Raw genomic sequence first — 18,621 nt, forward strand, 5'->3', positions numbered from 1 at the left:
CTAGCTCCCTCGGTATACGGAGTAGCCGAACGGGTTGAGCAGCAGCGGTACGTGGTAGTGCTCGCCCGGCACGACGGCGAACGTGATCGCCACCTCCGGGAAGAACACACCGGGACCGCTGTCCCGATTCGCGGGGGCGTCCTGCTGCGCATCGGCTTGCTTCTTCTGGAAGTAGGGCTCGACCTCGAAGTCGAGCCGTACGTGAGTGGTCCCCGCCGGCAGCGCCGGGAGGTCCTTGCACCGGCCGTCGGCGTCGGTCGCGGAGCCGCCGAGCGCCCGCCAGTCTCCTCCTTGCCCGTAATGGGCGGAGCGGGCGGACAACCGGACGGCGACGCCCTGGGCGGGGCGGCCGACGCTGGTGTCCAGGATGTGCGTGGACACCGAGGCGGTGGTGCTGGTGCTCATGCTGGTCTCAGCCTCTTCGACGACGCGGGTGAGGCGGATGCGGTTGATCTTGCCCAGTTCGGTGCGGACGATCTCGCGTTCCGTCTCCGGCGCGTTGCCGATCCGTTCCCTCACCGCGTCGCGCATCTGCTCGCCCGTACGGCCGGTGGCGCAGATCAGGAAGACATGGCCGAACTTCTCCTGGTAGGCCAGGTTCAGTTCGAGCATCTCCGCCTTCAGCGCGTCGGAGGCGCCGGCCATACCGCGCTGCTCGCGGGCGGAGGTCGGATCGCCCGGCTTGGGGCGGCCGATCGGCGGATGCCCGGCCATCGCCTCGGCGAGGTCCTCGGCGGTCAGCTCGGCCATGGCGGCGTCACTGGCGGTGAGGAGGTCCTCGACGGTGGCGTACGGCCGTCCGGCGAGGAGAAGGCGCCCCCAGCGCGCCGAGGCGCACGCCTCGTGGAGCGCCGCGGCGGCCGCGTGCTCCTCCAGGGCGTTGAACTGGGCGAGGCCGGGGGGCGTCGAAGAACTCGAAGTCACGGGAGGCCTCCGTGGCCGTATCGCTGGACTGGCTACGGCAAGCTAACGCCCTGCCCCGACATCGCGTCAACAGTTTGTTGAAAAATCGCGGTTACGGACCGCTCTCCGCCCCGCCGCTCAGTTGCCCTTGGCCGCGTTTTCCCTGTTCAGGTAGTTGTAGACGGTGAAACGGCTGACGCCGAGCGCGCTCGCGACGGTCTCCACACCGTGCCGCACGGAGAAGGCGCCGCGCGCTTCGAGGATCCGTACGACCTCCTGCTTGGCCTTGCGGTCGAGGTCGGACAGGGGCTTGCCCTGCTTGCGCTCCATCGCGGCCAGGATGTGGTCCAGCGACTCGGCGAGCTGCGGCAGACGTACGGCGACGACGTCGGCGCCCTGCCAGGAGAGCACGACATCGTCGGGGCCGGCCTCGCCCGGCGGCAGCATGAGCCCGCCCATGGCGTCGACGAGCGGCTTCACGGCCGCGACGAAGGGGTCACCCCCGAGGTCCCCGAGGTCGGTCACTCGCCCTCCTCGACGACGTTGACCTGGAGCGAGATCCGCGTGGCGCCGGCCTCCAGAGTCTTGCGCAGCAGGGCCTCCACGGTGGTGAGAACCGCGTCGGCACGCCCTTCCGCGGTATTGCCGAACGGGCCGACATCCACGGCGTCCAACTCCGCCGCCTCGACGACCTCGCGCGCCACCAACGCGTGCGCGGGCGCCTCGTCGAGGTCGAAGGGCTCGGTCGTGAACTCCACTCTCAATCGCATTGCGCCCCCAGAACACGCATCCGACCTGCGCTTTTACCCAGATCCCTCACCGCGAGGGCGCATCAGGGCACAACGGGGACGCGCCGGTCGACCGCTTCACAGCCGCCACGCACCCCAGGCCGATCAATTTCACCAGGACGGAGCCGCTCGGTCCGCCACGAGGCGACCCTAACCGACCGGGGCGACCCTTCGCCCTGCACGTGGTCAAGCCGCCGACGTCCCGAGGAGCCGCCCACCCCCGCGCCACGCAGGGCGTCGCCCCCAATCGCACGCACCCAACCGAACTCGCGACACCCGGTTCCACCGCCCCCCTCTTGACAAGGCCGGACCCCCGGCGGCAATCTTCCATTAAGCAGAAATAAACTTCCGTAATACGGAATTATAAAGCGCGAGCTGACGAGCGGAAGGGAGCGTCTGAGGGCCCATGCCAGGTTTTGAATCGAGCACAGCCGCAGAGCAACGCTTCAACGTCAACCTGTCGATCCTCTTCACGGAACTCCCGCTCCTGGAGCGCCCCGCGGCCGCCGCCGCGGCCGGCTTCACCGCGGTCGAGCTGTGGTGGCCCTGGGTCGGCTCCCCCACCCCCGAGCCCGCCGAACTCGCCGCGCTCAAGGGCGCGATCGAGGACGCGGGCGTCCGGTTGACGGGGTTGAACTTCTACTCCGGGCAGCTCCCGGGCCCGGACCGCGGCGCGCTGTCGGTGCCGGGCGTGGAGTCGGAGAGGTTCCGCGCCAACATCGACGTGGTCGCGGAGTTCGCCGAGTCCCTGGGCTGCAAGGCGCTCAACGCCCTCTACGGCAACCGGGTCGAGGGCGTGGACCCGGCCGAGCAGGACGCGCTGGCACTGGAGAACCTGGTGCTCGCGGCGCGGGCCGCCGACCGGATCGGCGCGATCCTGCTGATCGAGGCGCTCAACAAGCCGGAGTCACCGTTGTATCCGCTGGTGAGCGCCCCGGCCGCGATCGAGGTCGTCGACAAGGTCAACGAGGCCGCGGGACTCGGCAACGCGAAGTTCCTGATGGACCTCTACCACCTGTCCATGAACGGCGAGGACCTGCCGCAGGTGATCGAGCGGTACGTGCCGAAGACCGGCCACGTACAGATCGCCGACAACCCGGGCCGCGGCGCCCCCGGCACGGGCTCACTCCCGCTGGCGGACCTCCTCGACCGCCTCCGGAAGGCCGGTTACGAGGGCTGGGTCGGCCTGGAGTACAAGCCGGGCGACCGCCCGAGCGCCGAGGCCTTCGAGTGGCTGCCGCGCGCGGCCCGCGCCGCCCGCTGAACACACCCGTACGGAGAGGCACCCCATCATGAGCGACCAGCTCCCCAAGATCGCCTGGATAGGTCTCGGCATCATGGGCTCCCCCATGTCCGAGAACCTGATCAAGGCGGGTTACGACGTCACCGGCTACACGCTGGAGCAGGACAAGCTGGACCGGCTGGCCGCCGCGGGCGGCTCCGCGGCCGGTTCGATCGCCGAGGCCGTGCGTGCCGCGGATGTGGTGATCACGATGGTGCCGGCCTCCCCGCAGGTCGAGGCCATCGCGTACGGCCCCGAGGGCATCCTGGAGAACGCGCGGCCCGGCGCCCTGCTGATCGACATGTCGTCCATCACGCCGCAGACGTCGGTCGACCTGGCGAGGGCGGCGGCGGAGAAGGGCGTCCGGGTCCTCGACGCGCCCGTGTCCGGCGGTGAGGCCGGGGCCATCGAGGCCGTGCTGTCCATCATGGTCGGCGGCGAGCAGGCCGACTTCGAGACGGCGAAGCCGATCTTCGAGGCGCTCGGCAGGACGATCGTGCTGTGCGGTCCGCACGGCTCCGGCCAGACCGTGAAGGCCGCGAACCAGCTGATCGTCGCCGTGAACATCCAGGCGTGCGCGGAGGCCGTGGTCTTCCTGGAGAAGTCGGGCGTGGACCTGACGGCCGCGCTGGACGTCCTCAACGGTGGTCTGGCCGGCTCGACGGTCCTGACCCGCAAGAAGGACAACTTCCTGAACCGGGACTTCAAGCCGGGCTTCCGCATCGATCTGCACCACAAGGACATGGGCATCGTGACGGACGCCGCGCGCAACGTCGGCGCCGCCCTGCCCGTCGGCGCGGTCGTGGCCCAGCTGGTGGCGTCCCTGCGCGCCCAGGGCGACGGAGGCCTGGACCACTCGGCGCTGCTGCGGGCGGTGGACCGCCTGTCCGGCGCCGACATCTGACCGGCCCGCACGAGACACCCCCCTGAACCCCGGGCGGCGCCGCCGCTGACATCTGTCCTGTCGCGCCCAAGCGGCCGCGCCGCCCGGCACCAACACCCGGACTTCAAGGCCGCGTCCGAATGTCCCCGACGAACCCTCGGGGGCATTCGGACGCATCGCCCGTGGCAGCCCGCCGAGCGACCCGGATGAGGGGTGACCGCCCGGCGGCACGCGCGGGCAGGGCGAGGACCGCGGCGGAACGCGAGCCAGTGCGGTGGTGAAGGTCCCGGCCTCCTTCTCGACGTGAGGGAAGCAGCGCCGAGTACCGTCGCGCCCCGCCGCGGTCCCAGCCGCCCGACGCCGGGCGGCTTTCGGCGCTGGTGGGTTGCTGGGCCGCGAGCAACCCACCAACGCCAAAAGCCGCACCCGCACCCGCACCCGCACCCGCCAACCGATCCCACCCCCCGAGCTCTCTCGCAGTGCCGAACACGCCTACGCCAGCATGCGTAGCCCACCTACGAAACCCTCAAATCAAGCTCTGAACCCGCCCCCGGAGGCTTCAACCACCCCCGGGGGCGGGCACATTCTCCACACGCGAGGCCCGCCGACACGGGGGCGGCGGGCCTCGACGGGGGAACGGGGGAACGGGGGAGGCCAGAGGCGGCGGTGCGACAAAGCGGCTCGCTCTTGCGAGATCGCGCCGCCGCCAGGCCGACCCTCGGACGGACGCCGCGCGTCAGACCTTCAGCGCCCTGATCGACGTAGGCGCATGCCCCGCCTCCGTCGCCACCTCCTCGAACTCCACGACATTCCCGATGTCGTTCGTCGTGGACATGGAGATGTTGGTGACCCGCTCCAGGATCGCCTCGACCACCACCGGCACGCGGTACTCCGCCGCCAGCTTCTTCGCCTGCTCGAACGCGGCGCCCAGCTCCCCCGGATCGGTCACCCGGATCGCCTTGCAGCCCAGCCCCTCCGCGACCTTCACGTGGTCGACGCCGTACACCCCGAGCTCGGGCGAGTTGACGTTCTCGAACTCCAGGTTGACCTGGAAGTCGATGTCGAAGGCGCGCTGGGCCTGGCGGATCAGGCCCAGGTAGGAGTTGTTCACGAGGACGTGGACGTACGGGATGCGGTGCTGCGCGCCGACCGCCAGCTCCTCGATCATGAACTGGAAGTCGTAGTCGCCGGACAGAGCGACGACCCGCGCCTCCGGGTCGGCCTTCGCCACGCCGAGCGCCGCCGGGACCGTCCAGCCCAGCGGTCCCGCCTGGCCGCAGTTGATCCAGTGCCGCGGCCGGTAGACGTGCAGCATCTGGGCGCCGGCGATCTGGGAGAGGCCGATGGTGGTGACGTACCGCGTCTCGGGGCCGAAGGCCTTGTTCATCTCCTCGTAGACGCGCTGCGGCTTGATCGGGACGTCGTCGAAGTGCGTACGGCGCTGGAGGCGGGCCTTGCGGTCCTGCGCGGCCGCCGCCCACTCCGTACGGGAGGGCAGCCTCCCCTCCGCCCTCAGTTCCCTCGCCACCCGCACGAACAGCTCCAGCGCGGCGCGCGCGTCGGACGCGATGCCGTAGTCGGGGGCGAAGATCCTGCCGATCTGGGTGGGCTCGATGTCGACGTGGACGAACGTCCGTCCGGCCGTGTAGACGTCCAGTTTCCCGGTGTGGCGGTTGGCCCAGCGGTTGCCGATGCCGAGGACGAAGTCGGACTCCAGGAAGGTGGCGTTGCCGTAGCGGTGCGAGGTCTGGAGGCCGACCATGCCGGCGTTCAGCTCGTGGTCGTCGGGCAGGACGCCCCACCCCATGAGGGTGGGGACGACGGGGACGCCGGTCAACTCGGCGAATTCCACGAGGAGTTCCGAGGCGTCGGCGTTGATGACGCCGCCGCCCGCCACGATCAGCGGGCGCTCCGCCTCGTTCAGCATCCCGATCGCCTTCTCGATCTGGGCGCGGGTCGCGGCCGGCTTGTAGACCGGGAGGGGTTCGTAGGTGTCGGGGTCGAACTCGATCTCGGTGAGCTGGACGTCGATGGGCAGGTCGATGAGCACGGGGCCCGGGCGGCCGGAGCGCATCAGATGGAAGGCCTGCTGGAGGGCTCCCGGAACCTGCGCGGCCTCCAGGACCGTCATGGCCATCTTCGTGACCGGTCTGGCGATGGACGCGATGTCGACCGCCTGGAAGTCCTCCTTGTGGATCACGGCGGTGGGCGCCTGGCCCGTGATGCAGAGGATCGGGATCGAGTCACCGGTCGCCGAGTAGAGCCCGGTGATCATGTCGGTCCCGGCGGGCCCGGAGGTGCCGACGCAGACGCCGATGTTGCCGGGGTGGGTGCGGGTGTAGCCCTCGGCCATGTGCGAGGCGCCCTCGACATGGCGGGCGAGGGTGTGGTGGATGCCGCCGGAGGCCTTCAGCGCGGCGTAGAAGGGGTTGATCGCCGCGCCGGGGACACCGAACACGTCCCGGACGCCCTCGCGCTTGAGGATCTCGACTGCCGCGCGGGCAGCGGTCATACGAGCCATTGCGTACTCCTGCTTCAGCTGCCGGACTCGCGCTCGCCTCGCGCCCCGCGGTGAGCACTCAGTTTCCGTATTATGGAAAGTGTTTTCTGCTATCTGGAAGCAATGTAGGGGGCGACGCAATGAGCGTCAAGGGCGGGCGAAGCGGATTCGACCTGGGCGTCTCGGGGTGTTTCCCTGCCGGAACGGCCCTGGTTGGAGGACGATGAGGGGGCTGTTCGTAGTGATTCGGCGGTAGGGGGGAGCATGAGCGAGAGCATGCCGGTGAGGTGCCCGGACTGCGGGCGGGAGCATGTGTACGCGGCCCCGGCCTATCCGTGCGCCTGCGGCACCCCCGTCGCCCCGTCGCTGAACCGCCGTGCCGACCCCAGCGCCGTCACCCACCGCACCTGGGACGAGGACTGGGTCACCGTCCGCTGCGGGACCTGTGGCCGCGAGGGCCAGTGGCCCCACCCCGAGCTGGGCTGCGCCTGCGGGACCGTGCTGCGCGTTCCCGTCGCGGGCGCGCTACGGCCACTGCGGTCCCGGGACCCGAACGGGATCGATCGCCCCGCACGTCCCCGTACCGCCTTCACGCCCGTCACGATCCGCACCGCCCGTGACGCGGTCACCGCGGTCGCCCTCTATCTGCGCTGGCTGGGCTACCGGGGCGTGCGCCGGGCCGACCAGCGGCAGCCCAACGGGATCGGGCTGGCCGCGCGGGGCGTCCTGGCGCAGGTGGACCCGTCCATCCATCCGGCCTCGCTGCGCGACGTCGAGTGCCTGTGGCTGACCGCGATGACCGAGTCCGCGGACTGCGTCTACTTCTCCCTGGCCGGGTACGCGAACGACGCCCGCGACCGTGCCGACGGCCTGGGCGTCTCCCTGTTCGTCCTGGACCTCACGGGCACCCCGCAGCCGGTCAACGGCGCGGCGGCCGACCTGGTCGCGACCGGCGCCTGAACGCTCCGCCGGGAGCGTGGGAGTGGAACCGCGGGCCGTCCGCGGCTGGTCGCGCCCGCGCGGCGCAGACGCATGCGCGACGGCCCGGCGCCCCTCACGGCGGCGCTGCTTCTACTCGGTTCCGTACCGCTGCCGCAGCTCGATCTTGCGTACCTTCCCCGACACCGTCATGGGGAAGGCGTCCAGGATCCGCAGCGCGCTCGGGATCTTGTAGTGCGCCAACTGCCCGTCGCAGAAGGCCCGCAGCTCCTCCAGCGTGAGCGGGTCGGTGGCCTCGCGCGGGATGACACAGGCGAGTACCTCCTCGCCGTACCGCTCATGCGGTACGCCGACCACCTGGACGTCGGCGATCTTCGGGTGGGCGTACAGGAACTCCTCGATCTCGCGCGGGTAGATGTTCTCGCCACCCCGGATGATCATGTCCTTGATGCGGCCGACGATCTCGACGTACCCGTCCTCGCGCATCACCGCGAGGTCCCCGGTGTGCATCCACCGCCCCGCGTCGACGGCCTCGGCGGTCTTCTCGGGCTCCTCCCAGTAGCCGAGCATCACGCTGTAGCCCCGGGTGCACAACTCACCTGCCGTGCCGCGCGGTTGGGTCACCCCGCTCACCGGGTCGACGATCTTCACCTCGATGTGCGGCAGGACGCGGCCGACGGTGCCGGTGCGGTGTGCGAGGTCGTCGTCGCGGCGGGTCTGGGTGGAGACGGGCGAGGTCTCCGTCATGCCGTAGCAGATCGACACCTCCGCCATGTTCATCTCCGCGACGACCCGCTTCATCACCTCCACCGGACAGGGCGAGCCCGCCATGATGCCGGTGCGGAGGGAGGACAGGTCGTACGACGCGAAGTCGGGGAGGTTCAGCTCCGCGATGAACATGGTGGGGACGCCGTACAGGGAGGTGCAGCGCTCCTGCTGGACGGCCTCCAGGGTGGCCTTCGGGTCGAAGGAGGGGGCCGGGACGACGATGCAGGCGCCGTGCGAGGTCGCGGCCAGATTGCCCATCACCATGCCGAAGCAGTGGTAGAAGGGCACGGGGACGCAGATCCGGTCCTGCTCGGTGTAGGCGATCAACTCCCCTACGGAATAACCGTTGTTGAGGATGTTGTGATGGGAGAGGGTCGCCCCCTTGGGGAAGCCCGTCGTGCCCGAGGTGTACTGGATGTTGATCGGGTCGTCGCAGGACAGTTCCTCGAACGGCACCGGGGTCCCGCGACCCAGCAGCGCGTCCCAGCTCGGGTCGCCGAAGTAGACGGTCTCCCGCAACTTCGGGCAGTTGCCGCGTACTTGCTCGACCATCGCCCGGTAGTCGCTGCTCTTGTGGGCGAGCGAGGCGAAGAGGAGCGAGATCCCGGCCTGGCCCAGGACGTACTCGACCTCGTGGGTGCGGTAGGCCGGGTTGATGTTCACCATGATCGCGCCGATGCGGGCGGTGGCGTACTGGACGAGCACCCACTCCGGACAGTTGACCGCCCAGATGCCCACCCGGTCGCCCTTGGCCACCCCGCTCGCGAGCAGCGCGTACGCCAGCTCGTCGACGTCGGCGGCGAACCGGGCGTAGGTCCAGCGGCGCCCGGAGGGGACGTCGACGAGGGCCTCACGGTCCGGCCAGGCGGCGACCGCGCGGTCCAGGTTGGCGCCGATCGTGTCGCCGAGGAGGGCCGTCGGGCTCGTCCCGTGCGTGTACGAGGACTTGGTCGAGGACTTGGTCGAGGACTTGGTCGACGAGGTCACCGGAAGTCCTCCTCGCGGTACTCGGCGTCCGAACCCGCCGCCGTGGCCTCGCGCAGCTCGATCCTGCGGATCTTGCCGGAGACGGTCTTGGGCAGCGGGGCGAACTCGATGCGGCGCAGCCGCTTGTAGGGGGCGAGGACCTCCCGCGAGTGCTTGAAGAGCACCTTGGCGGTGTCCGCGTCCGGCTCCCAGCCCGCCGCCAGCACGATGTAGGCCTTCGGCACCGCGAGCCGTACTTCGTCCGGGGCGGGCACGACGGCCGCCTCGGCCACCGCCTCGTGCTCCAGGAGGGCGCTCTCCAGCTCGAACGGGCTGATCTTGTAGTCGCTCGCCTTGAACACGTCGTCGGCCCGGCCGACGTACGTGATGTACCCGTCGGCGTCGCGCGAGCCGATGTCACCGGTGCGGTAGTAGCCGCCGGCCATGGACTGCGCCGTACGGTCGGGGTCACCGTGGTAGCCGGTCATCACGCCCACGGGGCGGTTGGACAGGTCGATCGCGATCTCGCCCTCGTCGGCGTCCGGGGCGCCCGTGATCGGGTCGAGGAGGACGATCTTGAAGCCGGGTCCTGGCCTGCCCATCGAGCCGGTCTTGAGCTCCTGACCGGGGCTGTTGGAGACCTGCACGGCCGTCTCCGTCTGGCCGAAGCCGTCACGGATGGTGACGTCCCAGGCCCGGCGCACCTGCTCGATGACCTCGGGGTTGAGGGGCTCACCGGCGGCGACGGCCTCGCGGGGCGGGGTACGCAGCTGGGTGAGGTCGGCCTGGATGAGCATGCGCCACACGGTCGGCGGGGCACAGAAGCTGGTCACGCCCACACGGTCCATCTCGGCCAGCAGCCGGGCCGGATCGAAACGCGTGTAGTTGTGGATGAAGACCGTCGCCTCGGCGTTCCACGGGCCGAAGAGGTTGGACCAGGCGTGCTTGGCCCAGCCGGGCGAGGAGATGTTGAGGTGGACGTCACCGGGTTTCAGGCCGATCCAGTACATCGTCGCCAAGTGGCCGATGGGGTACGACACATGGGTGTGCTCGACCAGCTTGGGCCGGGCGGTCGTGCCCGAGGTGAAGTACAGCATCAGCGGGTCGGAGGCGTTGGTGTCGCCGTCCGGCTCGAAGTCGGCGGAGGCGTCGTAGGCGTCCGCGTACGACCGCCAGTCGGCGACCTCGTCACCCACCGCGATCCGGGTGTAGCGGCCGGGCACCTCGTCGAACTTGGGCGCGTCCTCGGACCGCACGATCACATGGCGCACCCGGCCGCGCTCCACGCGGTCGCGCAGGTCGGCGGGGCCGAGCAGCGGGGTGGCGGGGATGACGACGGCACGCAGCTTCATCGCGGCGAGGGCGACCTCCCACAGCTCGGCCTGGTTGCCGAGCATGACGAGGACGCGGTCGTCGGCCCGGACGCGCTGTGCCCGCAGCCAGCTCGCGACGCGGGCCGAGCGCTCGGACATCTCGGCGAAGGTGATCCGGGTCTCGGTGCCGTCCTCCTCGACGATGTGCAGCGCCGTGCGGTCGTTCCCACGTGCGATCACGTCGAACCAGTCGAGCGCCCAGTTGAAGTAATCCGGGCGCGGCCACTCGAAACCCTTGCAGGCCGCCTCGTAGTCCTCGCGGTGGGCCAGTAGGAAATCCCTGGCCGCCCGGAACTCCTCCGTGGCGCTCGTCCTCGCCGACATGTGTCCTCCTCATTGCCGGACCGTTGCCTGACATCGTGTAATGCGTGATACAGCTCTCACTACCCCCGAACGGGGGTGCGCCGCGCGGAAAGGGACGAGTTCGTGGCATTCGACCCGTTAGGAGTCGTCGGAACGGCCGACATGCGCGCCGCGCTGCACCGGATGCGCCAGGCCACGGGGCTGCCGCTGGCCTTCGGCGGACTGGTGGAAACAGACCTCGGGCATATGCGCATCAGCGAACTCCAGGGCAACAGGACCACCGCCCTCAGCAGCCTCGCCGTGATCTCCGGCAACGGCCTCGGCGGCAAGACGGTCGCCCTGGCGCGGCCCTGCGCCGTGACGGACTACTCGGTCTCGCGCCAGATCAGCCATGAGTACGACGCGGCGGTCGCCGCCGAGGGCATCCGCTCGGTCCTCGCCGTGCCGATCGTCGTACGCCGCCGGGTGCGCGGTGTGCTGTACGGGGCGCTGCGCACGGCCCAGCCGCTGGGCGACCGCACGCTCGGCATGGCCATGGAGGCGGCGCGGGACGTGGAGCAGGCCCTGGTGGTGCGGGACGAGGCGCGGAGCCTGCTGACCGCGGCCCGGGCCCCCGAGGAGGGGTCGGCCGGTGCCTGGGAGGAGGTCCGCGAGGCCCACGGGGCGCTGCGCGCGCTGGCCCCGAGGATCGACGACCCGGCGCTGCGGGAGGAGCTGCTGCAGGTGTGCGGGCGGCTGGCGGGAGCGGCCTCCGGGCCCGGCGCCGAAAGCACGGGCCCGGCCGTCCTGGCGCCGCGCGAGGTGGACGTCCTGTCGTGCGTCGCCGGGGGCGCGACCAACGCGGTCGCGGCGGAGCGGCTGGGGCTCCGCCCTGAGACGGTCAAGGGATATCTGCGCTCGGCCATGCGCAAGCTGGGGGCCCACACCCGGCTGGAAGCGGTGGTGGAGGCCCGGCGGGCGGGGCTGCTGCCGTAGCGCTCCGGCGGCAGCGCGGTCCCTCGAAGCCGCAGGCCGGTGGGGGCTTGTCGCGCGGTTCCCCGCGCCCTCAGGGGGCGGCCCAGCCGCTCCCATTCATGTGACATCCCTGTGAATTTCCCAATGCCGTACCCTTCCTGTTATTTCCCTCACCAAGGCAGCGTTCCGAAATTCAAAGACTGGTTGCCTAATATTGGCCCGGACACGACACACGAGGGGAGCGGTGGCCCGTGCGACGGGACTTCAAGGAGCCTGGCAGACCCCGCCCCGACCAGGTCATCGGCAGGGAGGAGCTGTTCGCGGCAGCGCGTGAGCAGCTCTCGCGCGGCGGCAGCGTGCTCGTGCACGGCTCCGCGGGAATCGGCAAGTCGACCATCCTGCGCGCTTTGGCCACGGAATACGACGAAACGGCACGGACGGTGCTGCGCTGCTCGGCGACCGAGTCCGAGTCGCACCTGCCGTTCCTCGCCCTGACCGACCTCCTCGGTCTGGTCATGGACGAGGTGTCCGACCAGTTGCCCGCTCCGCAGCGCACGGCCCTGGAGTCGGCGCTCACCGGGCGCGGTGAGTCCACCCTTCAGCGCGACGGGCTCGCGCTGCGGCTCGCGGTGCTGTCGGCGCTGCGCGTGCTCGCCGCCAAGGGGCCGGTGCTGATCGTCGCGGACGACCTCCAGTGGCTGGATCCGGCCAGTGTCGAGCTGCTCGGATTCGCCGCGCGGCGGCTCGGCGAGATGCCGGTGCGGATGCTGTGCGCCGTGCGTACGTCGACGGACCCGCAGGGCCATGAGCAGGACAGATATCTACGCGCGTCCCCTCCCGACACCCTCGCCCTGAGGATCAGTCCGCTGTCCAGGGCACATGTCGCCGAACTACTCGGCAACCGGGGGTACACCGGTCTGCCGCGCTCCACCGTGCGGGACATCCACCAGACCAGCGGCGGCAACCCGCTGTTCGCGCTGGAGCTGGGCCGCGCCCTCGCCGACAGCCCGACCCCGCCGCGCCCCGGTGAGCCGCTGCCCGTGCCGACCTCGCTGCGCACGCTGGTGCTGAACCGGCTGGACATGCTGTCGGCCGAGGCCCGCCGGACCCTGCTCGTGGCGAGCGCCGGCGCCCGGCCCACGACGGCGCTGCTGCACGCCGCCGGGCGCGAGAACGCCGAGGCGGAGACCGCTCAGGCCGTCGAGCTGGGCCTGCTGGCGCCGGAGCGGGAGGGGCCGGGCGTACGGTTCGCGCACCCCCTCGTGTCGGCCGCGCTGTACGCGGAGGCAACCGCCCAGGAGCGGCGGGCCGCCCATGCCGCGCTGTCCACCGCCGCCGTCGACCCGATCGAGCGGGCCCGGCATCTGGCGCTGGCCACCATCGGCACCGATCCACAGGTCGCCGACCGGCTCAGCGAGGCCGCGGCCGTGGCCCGCGACCGGGGCGCGCCCACCGTCGCCGCCGAGCTGGGGCTGCTCGCGGCCCGGCACACCCCGGCCGACGCCGTGCCCGGCCCGGACGAGCGGCGGCTGCAGGCGGCCGAGGACGCGGTGACCGCCGGGGAGAACGACCTCGCCCGGGACATCGGCCGCGAGGTACTGAGCCGGGCCACCGAACCGGCGGAGCGGGTGCGGGCGTGGATGGTGGTGATCGACGCGGCCGGGCAGTCCATCACCGAGGTCGACGCCGTCTACCCGCAGGCCCTCGCCGACGCGGGCGACGACCCCCGGCTGCTCGCCCTCGTCCGCTACCAGCTGGCCTGGCGCGCGCTGGTCATCGACGGTGACTTCGCCGAGGGCCGTGAGGAGGCCGCGCGCGCGGCGGAACTGGCCGAGAAGGCCGAGGACCGGCGCACCGAACTGCTCGCGCTGGCCCTCCAGGCGCAGATCGAGACCCTGATGGGGCACCCGGACGCGCCGACGACGATCAAGCGGGCGTTGAAGGAGCCGCAGGACCCGCAGCTGGCGTGCCATCACAACGGGGCGGGCGCGACCCGTTTCCGCTGGCTGATGATGAGCGACCAGTTCGCCGAGGCCCGGGCCACGGTCACTGCGCTGCTGCGTGAGGTGCGCCGGCGCGGGATGGTCGAGAGCGAGGTGCACTACGTGCGCTTCCTCGCCGAGATCGAATTGCGCAGCGGGCACTGCGGCCGGGCCCTGGACCTCGCCCGCGAGGGCTATGTCCTCGCCCGGGACTCCGGTATCGCCGAAGGTGCCTCCGCCATGCTCGCCTCGTTCTGCGAGGCCGCGGGCGGTGATGTGGAGCGGGCCCAGGCGCTCGCCCGGGAGGCCGCCGAGCACGCGGAGCAGGACGGCGACCTGATGTACCTCTCGCGCGCCCTGTGCGCCCTCGGGCATGCCCAGCTGGTGGCGGGCGACGTGTCCGGCACGGCGCAGTCGCTGCGCCGGGTACGGGAGCTGGAGGAGGGGCTCGGGGTCACCGACCCGGCGCGCGGGCGCTGGCAGGGCGATCTCGCCGAGGCTCTGGTGCGGATCGGTGAACTGGCCGAGGCCCAGGACGTCATCGACGTCACCCGGCAGCGCGCGCTGCGGCTCGGCCGGGAGAGCGTGCTCGCCGTCCTCGACCGCGCCGAGGCGCTGGTGCGTGCCGCACGGGGTGAACGGGACGCCGCCGTACGGCAGTTGACATCGGCCCAGGATCGGCTGGCCAAGCTGGGGTACGGCCTGGAGGAGGCCCGGGCGGCGTACGCCCTGGCGTCCTTGCGCACGACCCGGCCCGGGCCGACGGCGTACGACGAGGCGTCCCGGCTCTTCCGGCGCTGCCGTGCGCTGCCCTGGCTGCGGCAGGTGGAGCAGGCGGCCACGGCTCCCGCGCCTCAGCAGCAGCCGGTGGCGGCGCCCTCGGCACCGGCGCTGGACGCGCTCGCCGTGCTCGCGGCGACGGAGCGTCAGGTCGCCGAACTCGTCATGGAGGGCGCGACCAACCGGGAGATCGCCGGCCGGCTGTACATCAGCGTGAAGACGGTCGAGGCGACCCTCACCCGGGTCTACCGGAAGCTGGGAATCCGGTCGCGGGTGGACATCGTGCGTCTGGCGGCGGGACACCGTACGAACTGACCTCCCCGGGAGCGGCTGACGAGCCCCTCCCGGGGACCGGCGCGCGAAGCGACCTGACGGCCGGGGGACCTTGGGGTGCCCCCACGACCGTGCCATTGAGCGGCCTGACGACCATGCCTTGAGCGGCCTGACGACCATGCCCCGAGTCGGTCTCGCGACCTTCGGCGGCCTGGTGGCACCAGCCTAGGCTCAAACCCCGGCCGAGGTCATCGAGGGTTTTCCCTCCCCAACTCCCCTAGGGGGATCCCCCATTGGGAGGTGATCCCGCCGACTCTTAGCGTTACGCCGTGCCGCAACGCCAGGGCACACAGACCGGCCCGCCGCCCCGCTCGGCTCCCCCGAGCGGGGCGGCACCGTGAAGCTGTGCACCACCCCCCACACCCGCGCGTCCCCCACCGGCAACCCCCACTAGAGGAGATCCCATGTTCGGGTTCCTTCGCGCCAGGAAGACCGTCGTAGGTGCTGCGGCGACCGCTGCCGCCGCCGCGGCGGCTCTGCTCACCGCTCCCGGCGCCGTCGCCGCTCCCCAGCCCATAGTCGGCGGCTCGACGACCACCGCGAGCGCGTACCCGTACGTCATGCAGATCACGAACGCCTCGCAGAGCCAGTTCTGTGGTGGCACCCTGGTCTCGGCCACCAAGGTCGTCACCGCCGCGCACTGTGTGGACGGCAGAACGACCAGCAACACGCGTGTCGTGGGCGGCCGTACGTACCGCAACGGCACCAACGGCACGGTCAGCCAGGTCACCGACATCTGGATCCACCCGAGCTACACCTCCGCCGAGAGCGGCAAGGACGTGGCCGTGCTGACGCTGGCCACCTCGATGCCGTACTCCCCGATCGGGTACGTCTCGTCGAGCCAGACCTCCGTGTACGCGGCCGGCACCACCGCCCGCATCCTCGGCTGGGGCACCACCTCCTCGGGTGGCAGCTCCTCCAACCAGCTCCGCACCGCGACCGTGCCGATCGTCGCCAACTCGGTCTGCGGCAGCTCCAGCTCCTACGGCTCCGAGTTCATCGCGAGCGACATGGTGTGCGCCGGATACACGTCCGGCGGCGTGGACACCTGCCAGGGCGACAGCGGCGGTCCCCTGATCATCGGGGGCGTCCTGGCAGGTATTACTTCCTGGGGTTACGGCTGCGCGGACGCGCAGTACCCCGGTATCTACACCCGGTTGACGACCTTCTCGAACCTGGTCACCGCTGAGGTCAACTCCTAGCGGAGCCACGGCCTTCGAGGCCCGGCACCCGGAAGACTCCTGAGGCATCCCCTCAGGTGACTGCCAGGGGGCGCCGCGAACCTGCCACGAGCGGTTCGCAGCGCCCCCTATCCATTGGGCGCACGGGGTCGGTCGACGTCGGCTCGGTACAACGTCGGCTCGGTCAACGTCGGTTCGGTCGGCGTCGGTTGAGTGGGCATCGGTTGAGTGGGCATCGGTTGAGTGGGCGTCAGTTCGCCACGGTTCCGAAGCGGATGTCGTACGACTCGTGGCCGTGGAGGACCGCGAGCATGCGTCCTGCCTCCTCGACGAGTTCGTGCCGCTGTTCCTTCGTGAGCCGGCCGAACGGCTCGAGGGTGAGGACGTCCTCTTCGATTTTCCAGATCCCGGCCAGGAACCCGTCGACGAGGAACGTCCGGTACGCCTGGTTGCCCTGCCAGCTGCGGCCCTTGAGGGCGGGCGGTACGACACGGGAGCGGTCGGCGTGGGAGAGGAGCAGGTTGTCGAACTCGGGCAGCAGGCGCGGCGGGGCCGGGGTGTCCGGGTCGGGGCGGGGAGCGTCGGGAAGGTCGAAGAGCTCGACCCCGTTGTCGTCCCGGAAGGTGAGCAGCTCCGGGCGCAGCCGCTCGAAGGCGTCGCGCAGCCGGGTCAGCCCGGCCCAGGTCTGCATGTCCTTGACCGAGGCGGGCCCGAAGGCGGCGAGGTAGCGACGGACGACAGCTTCCAGTGCCGGGGCGGGTTCGGCGGGGCGGCCGAGCCAGTGTTCGGCGGTGGTCAGCGCGACTTGCCCGCTCCTCCCCCACAGTCCGCGCGGGGTGACCTGGACGAGCGGCAGCCGGCAGCGCGCGGCGAGGCCGAGGGCGAACGGGTCGGCGTCGGGCCACTCGACGATCAGGGCTTCGCGGAGCTGTTTGAGGGTGCGCGGCTCAGCCTCGACGAGTTCCCGCGCGATGGCCGCGAGCCGGTCGAGATCGACTCCGACGAGCCCCTTGCGGAACTGGTTCAGTTCCCGCTCGCGCGCCGGCTGCACCAGGGGACGCAGGGTGAGGCAGTCCTCGGCGGTGTGGGTGTGGATCGTGGAGCGCAGGGTGACGATCCGGACGACGGCACGGTCGGCCATGAGCGCCGACAACTGCTCCGGCTCGAAGCCGTCCAGGCGGGCGGCGAGCGCGTGGTACGGCGGTTTGACGTTCTGCGCCTGGAGACCGAGGAGATGCCCTACGGCGTCGTACGCGGGCATGGCGGACACGGGTTCCCGGCGCAGGAGGAGTTGGCGGGCGAGGGTGGCGCGGTTGAGGGCGCGAGGGTCGAGGCGGGACCCTTCCGTTGCTGCGGTCCCGGGCGTGTTCCGTGCGGCCTTGTTCGTCATGGGGCGCACGTTAGCGAGGGTTGAGGACAGTTTCGGTCCGCAAGTGTCGGTGGCGGTGCCCGTCGATGCCCGTCGCTCGTCGTGCGTTGATCGACGTCGCAGTCTGGAAGCAGCGGCAGACACCAGTCGGGGGGGGAGGGGCGCGGAGGAAACGCGTCGCAAGGACCGGAGCAGTGCGCGGTGGAGCAGGGGGGACGGGCTGATCACGACGTGGCACTGTCCCCGACCTCGCTCGACGTGAAGACATCGGTCCTGGAGATGAGCGGAGATCTGGACGCAGTCGAAGTCTCCGGCGACACGAACAGCGCCTCGATCCGGCTCACGCTCCGACGCGAAGAACCGCTGCTGGGCGGTCATGCGGGGAATCCTTACGTCCTTTGGCGTCGTCGGAGGATGTCGTCGTCGGAGGGCGTCGTTCTCAGGGGCGTCGTCCTTAGACGTCGTCTCATTTGGAGTGCTGGGTAGTCTGCACGATGTGGTGATGGTCGAGCGCATGGTGCCGGACGAGTTGTGGGAACTGTTCCAGTGGGTGGTCCCGCCTGCTCCATCGCGGCCGCAGGGCGGCGGTCGGCGGCGGTACGGGGATCGTGAGGTGCTGGCCGCGATCATCTTCGTGGCCACGACGGGTTGCACCTGGCGGCAGTTGCCGCCGGTCTTCGGCCCCTCGGGGCCGACCGCGCACCGGCGCTTCACCGAGTGGACCGCCGCCCGGGTCTGGGCGAAGCTGCACCGCGTCATCCTCGACGAACTGGGCTCGCGCGGAGAGTTGGACTGGTCACGTTGCGCGATCGACTCGGTGAACATGCGGGCCCTGAAAGGGGGGACCTGACAGGTCCGAATCCTGTAGACCGGGGCAAGAAGGGCTCGAAGGTCCACTTGATCACCGAGCGGACCGGTTTACCCCTCTCGGTCGGGATCTCCGGCGCGAACCTGCATGACAGCCAGGCACTCGAGCCGCTGGTGCGCGGCATCCCGCCGATCCGCTCCCGCCGCGGCCCGCGCAGACGCCGGCCGGCCAAGCTGCACGCGGACAAAGGCTACGACTACGACCACCTGCGCCGATGGCTACGCAAGCGAGGTATCCGGCACCGCATCGCCCGCAAGGGCATCGAGTCCTCCACGCGACTCGGCCGACACCGTTGGACTATCGAGCGCACGATGTCATGGCTGGGCGGCTGCCGCCGTCTGCACCGCCGCTACGAACGCAAGGCCGAACACTTCCTGGCCTTCACCGCCATTGCCTGCAGCCTCATCTGCTACCGCAGACTCGCCAAATGAGACGACGTCTTAGAAGGC

The 18,621-nt window shown here is 70.9% G+C and carries 14 protein-coding genes; 7 read left to right on the forward strand and 7 right to left on the reverse strand.

Features of this window, described 5'->3' with window-relative positions:
- The 3 genes from uraD to SGFS_RS15350 form a co-directional block, all read right to left on the reverse strand.
- Complete coding sequence (uraD, locus tag SGFS_RS15340) at positions 1–924, reverse strand: 2-oxo-4-hydroxy-4-carboxy-5-ureidoimidazoline decarboxylase (protein ID WP_286250749.1); 924 nt, start codon at positions 922–924, stop codon at positions 1–3.
- A gap of 117 nt (positions 925–1,041) precedes the next feature.
- On the reverse strand, positions 1,042–1,362 hold the full coding sequence (locus tag SGFS_RS15345) for a helix-turn-helix domain-containing protein (protein ID WP_286259939.1): 321 nt from the start codon (positions 1,360–1,362) through the stop codon (positions 1,042–1,044).
- A gap of 62 nt (positions 1,363–1,424) precedes the next feature.
- Entirely contained in the window at positions 1,425–1,673 is a 249-nt protein-coding gene (locus SGFS_RS15350) for a YkoF family thiamine-binding protein (RefSeq protein WP_286250750.1), read from the reverse strand.
- A gap of 424 nt (positions 1,674–2,097) precedes the next feature.
- Here SGFS_RS15350 and SGFS_RS15355 point away from each other — a divergent pair, with 424 nt between their 5' ends.
- Together SGFS_RS15355 and SGFS_RS15360 are read left to right on the forward strand one after the other, a co-directional pair.
- A complete protein-coding gene (locus tag SGFS_RS15355) occupies positions 2,098–2,955 on the forward strand; it encodes a TIM barrel protein (protein WP_286250752.1) in 858 nt (285 codons plus the stop codon).
- A gap of 28 nt (positions 2,956–2,983) precedes the next feature.
- Positions 2,984–3,877, forward strand: coding sequence for a 2-hydroxy-3-oxopropionate reductase (locus SGFS_RS15360; protein WP_286250754.1), 894 nt, complete (start codon positions 2,984–2,986; stop codon positions 3,875–3,877).
- 715 nt (positions 3,878–4,592) lie between these two features.
- Here the strand turns inward: SGFS_RS15360 and gcl are convergent.
- On the reverse strand, positions 4,593–6,377 hold the full coding sequence (gene gcl / locus SGFS_RS15365) for a glyoxylate carboligase (RefSeq protein WP_286250756.1): 1,785 nt from the start codon (positions 6,375–6,377) through the stop codon (positions 4,593–4,595).
- Between the two features lie 243 nt (positions 6,378–6,620).
- On the opposite strand from gcl, the gene SGFS_RS15370 reads away from it, so the two are divergent.
- Positions 6,621–7,316, forward strand: a complete 696-nt coding sequence (locus tag SGFS_RS15370; RefSeq protein WP_286250757.1) for a hypothetical protein — start codon at positions 6,621–6,623, stop codon at positions 7,314–7,316.
- A gap of 111 nt (positions 7,317–7,427) precedes the next feature.
- Here SGFS_RS15370 and SGFS_RS15375 read toward each other — a convergent pair whose 3' ends face one another.
- Positions 7,428–9,050 (reverse strand): AMP-binding protein, encoded by a 1,623-nt coding sequence (locus SGFS_RS15375; protein ID WP_286250758.1) that lies wholly within the window; start codon positions 9,048–9,050, stop codon positions 7,428–7,430.
- Complete coding sequence (locus SGFS_RS15380) at positions 9,047–10,726, reverse strand: AMP-binding protein (RefSeq protein WP_286250759.1); 1,680 nt, start codon at positions 10,724–10,726, stop codon at positions 9,047–9,049. The genes SGFS_RS15375 and SGFS_RS15380 overlap by 4 nt, the downstream gene beginning before the upstream one ends.
- Before the next feature lie 141 nt (positions 10,727–10,867).
- Here SGFS_RS15380 and SGFS_RS15385 point away from each other — a divergent pair, with 141 nt between their 5' ends.
- The 3 genes from SGFS_RS15385 to SGFS_RS15395 all read left to right on the forward strand — a co-directional run bounded on the left by SGFS_RS15385 (position 10,868) and on the right by SGFS_RS15395 (position 15,956).
- Positions 10,868–11,680 (forward strand): helix-turn-helix transcriptional regulator, encoded by an 813-nt coding sequence (locus tag SGFS_RS15385; RefSeq protein WP_286259940.1) that lies wholly within the window; start codon positions 10,868–10,870, stop codon positions 11,678–11,680.
- Between the two features lie 230 nt (positions 11,681–11,910).
- The gene (locus tag SGFS_RS15390; RefSeq protein ID WP_286250760.1) at positions 11,911–14,736 is read left to right on the forward strand and encodes a helix-turn-helix transcriptional regulator; all 2,826 of its coding nucleotides are present in this window, start codon (positions 11,911–11,913) and stop codon (positions 14,734–14,736) included.
- Between the two features lie 422 nt (positions 14,737–15,158).
- The gene (locus SGFS_RS15395) at positions 15,159–15,956 is read left to right on the forward strand and encodes a S1 family serine peptidase (protein ID WP_286250762.1); all 798 of its coding nucleotides are present in this window, start codon (positions 15,159–15,161) and stop codon (positions 15,954–15,956) included.
- Between the two features lie 229 nt (positions 15,957–16,185).
- Here the strand turns inward: SGFS_RS15395 and SGFS_RS15400 are convergent, their stop codons facing one another.
- Positions 16,186–17,325, reverse strand: a complete 1,140-nt coding sequence (locus tag SGFS_RS15400; RefSeq protein WP_286250764.1) for a winged helix DNA-binding domain-containing protein — start codon at positions 17,323–17,325, stop codon at positions 16,186–16,188.
- A 481-nt stretch (positions 17,326–17,806) separates the two neighbouring features.
- On the opposite strand from SGFS_RS15400, the gene SGFS_RS15405 reads away from it, so the two are divergent.
- Positions 17,807–18,603, forward strand: a protein-coding gene (locus tag SGFS_RS15405) for an IS5 family transposase (protein WP_434025902.1) whose coding sequence is annotated in 2 segments (ribosomal slippage) — positions 17,807–18,142 and positions 18,145–18,603 — 795 coding nt in all. Because the reading frame shifts where the segments join, the coding sequence is not laid out codon by codon here.
- Positions 18,604–18,621: the final 18 nt, after the last annotated feature.

This window comes from Streptomyces graminofaciens, assembly GCF_030294945.1.
Lineage (GTDB): Bacteria > Actinomycetota > Actinomycetes > Streptomycetales > Streptomycetaceae > Streptomyces > Streptomyces graminofaciens.

Excerpts from the sequence above, each read along its gene's own strand:
- SGFS_RS15345 (WP_286259939.1), bottom strand. The coding sequence starts at position 1,362 with ATGGGCGGGCTCATGCTGCCGCCGGGCGAGGCCGGCCCCGACGATGTC.
- SGFS_RS15350 (WP_286250750.1), bottom strand. The coding sequence starts at position 1,673 with ATGCGATTGAGAGTGGAGTTCACGACCGAGCCCTTCGACCTCGACGAG.
- SGFS_RS15355 (WP_286250752.1), top strand. The coding sequence starts at position 2,098 with ATGCCAGGTTTTGAATCGAGCACAGCCGCAGAGCAACGCTTCAACGTC.
- SGFS_RS15360 (WP_286250754.1), top strand. The coding sequence starts at position 2,984 with ATGAGCGACCAGCTCCCCAAGATCGCCTGGATAGGTCTCGGCATCATG.
- gcl (WP_286250756.1), bottom strand. The coding sequence starts at position 6,377 with ATGGCTCGTATGACCGCTGCCCGCGCGGCAGTCGAGATCCTCAAGCGC.
- SGFS_RS15370 (WP_286250757.1), top strand. The coding sequence starts at position 6,621 with ATGAGCGAGAGCATGCCGGTGAGGTGCCCGGACTGCGGGCGGGAGCAT.
- SGFS_RS15380 (WP_286250759.1), bottom strand. The coding sequence starts at position 10,726 with ATGTCGGCGAGGACGAGCGCCACGGAGGAGTTCCGGGCGGCCAGGGAT.
- SGFS_RS15385 (WP_286259940.1), top strand. The coding sequence starts at position 10,868 with ATGCGCGCCGCGCTGCACCGGATGCGCCAGGCCACGGGGCTGCCGCTG.
- SGFS_RS15395 (WP_286250762.1), top strand. The coding sequence starts at position 15,159 with ATGTTCGGGTTCCTTCGCGCCAGGAAGACCGTCGTAGGTGCTGCGGCG.
- SGFS_RS15400 (WP_286250764.1), bottom strand. The coding sequence starts at position 17,325 with ATGACGAACAAGGCCGCACGGAACACGCCCGGGACCGCAGCAACGGAA.